We start from the raw sequence: 1,699 nt of genomic DNA, 5'->3' as shown, positions 1-1,699 counted from the left end.
CCTGTTAGGGGGGAAGTGAGCCCCGACATGTCCGAAAAGGATTCCGGAGAGCGGGAGCAAAGTCGACGGAAGTGGATCGGCTCATGCATCGAGTATGCACCCGGTGCCACCGGAATTGCCGATCGCGCTCTTTCGTGTATGAATTCGGTGTCGATGACCGTTGCACGTCCAATTCGGTCTCGAATCTTCTCCCGGGCAGCGTCCGACTGCGCCCCGCGTCCGGTCGACGAGCGCCGGCACGGTTGCGCGGACGAGCGGCGGGTGCGACCGTGGAGGTCACCGCGGTGACGCCTGCTGGAATTCGAACGGCGTCGTCCGCAGTGGCGATGTCGCCCCGGACCCCGGCGGCCTGTGATCACACCAGGCGCGATCGGGAGGTGTGCGGTGAACATGTGCCGCGCGGCACACGTGGCCGGAAACGGGAACCGGTCGACTGCCGGCAGCGTTCGACTGGATGACGGGCACACCCGGTTCACGGGTCGGCCGTCCGCCCGAATCCCATCGGAACCGCCCGGGCGTCCCACGGACCGCACTCCCGCGGGTCCTCGTGACCCTCACGAACGGGCCATGCCGTCCGATCGGCCGGACCCACCTCGACTTCCTCCTCTCAGGCCCCGCTCCACCCCGGGTCGCGGACGCCGCGACGACCGGGGAGCGCAGCGGACGCGTCCGTCCACCCGGAAAGCAGATGTCATGACTTCCTCACCCATCGCCACGGCACGACCTCCCGACGCCCGGCAGGGCAGCGACTTCGCCCGCTTGACGCGGGAGCTCAAGGACGCCGGCCTGCTGGACCGGCGGCGCGGGTACTACACGACGCGCATGGCGATCAACGTCCTGCTGCTCGCGGTGGCCGGAGCGGCGATGGTGCTGCTGGGCGACTCGTGGTGGCAGGTGCTGACCGCGGTGCTCCTCGCGGTGGTCTTCACCCAGTTCGCCTTCATCGGGCATGACGCCGGGCACCGGCAGATCTTCCGCAGCCACCGCCACAACGACCTCGTGGGTCACCTGCACGGCGGTGTCACCGGGATCAGCTACCAGTGGTGGGTAGGCAAGCACAACCGCCACCACGCCAACCCCAACCACGAGGACCACGACCCCGACATCGAGATCCACGCCATCGCCTTCAGCCGCGAGCAGGCCGGTGACAAGCGCGGCCTGTACCGGTGGGTCACCAAGTACCAGGCGTTCCTGTTCTTCCCGCTGCTGCTGGTCGAGGCGGTCGTGCTGCGGCTCTCGGGTCTGTCGGCGCTGTGGCGCGGGGAGCTCAAGCACCCCTGGCGCGAGGCCGCGCTGCAACTCCTCCCGGCGGCCGCGTACCTGACCGCGGTGTTCGTGGTGCTGTCCCCGCTGAAGGCGGTCGTGTTCATCGCGGTCCACCAGGGACTCATGGGTGTCTACCTGGGCTGTTCCTTCGCCCCGAACCACAAGGGGATGCCCATCATCGCCAAGGGACAGCGCTTGGACCACCTGCGCAAGCAGGTGCTCACCTCGCGCAACGTCACCGGTGGCCGGTGGGTCGACGCCCTGCTCGGTGGCCTCAACCACCAGGTGGAGCACCACCTCTACCCGCACATGCCCCGACCCAACCTCCGCCGCGCGCAGCCCGTCGTCGAGGACGTCTGCGCCGGGGCGATCGGATCGGCACCCTGCGCCCGGGTCACGAAGGCTGCCCCGCCGAGGCCTGCCTCCACTGGGG

General features: G+C 69.2%; 1 protein-coding gene. It reads left to right on the top strand.

Features of this window, described 5'->3' with window-relative positions; genetic code table 11:
- Nucleotides 1-693: 693 nt before the first annotated feature.
- Nucleotides 694-1,699, top strand: a 1,006-nt coding sequence (locus tag AB0G02_RS38745) for an acyl-CoA desaturase (protein WP_360805055.1), incomplete at its 3' end; no start/stop codon positions are given.

The sequence above is a fragment of the Actinosynnema sp. NPDC023658 genome (genome assembly GCF_040639995.1).
Taxonomy (GTDB): Bacteria; Actinomycetota; Actinomycetes; order Mycobacteriales; family Pseudonocardiaceae; genus Actinosynnema.
Note: the sequence above shows the minus strand (reverse complement) of the source record. Positions and strands in the feature narration are given on the sequence as shown.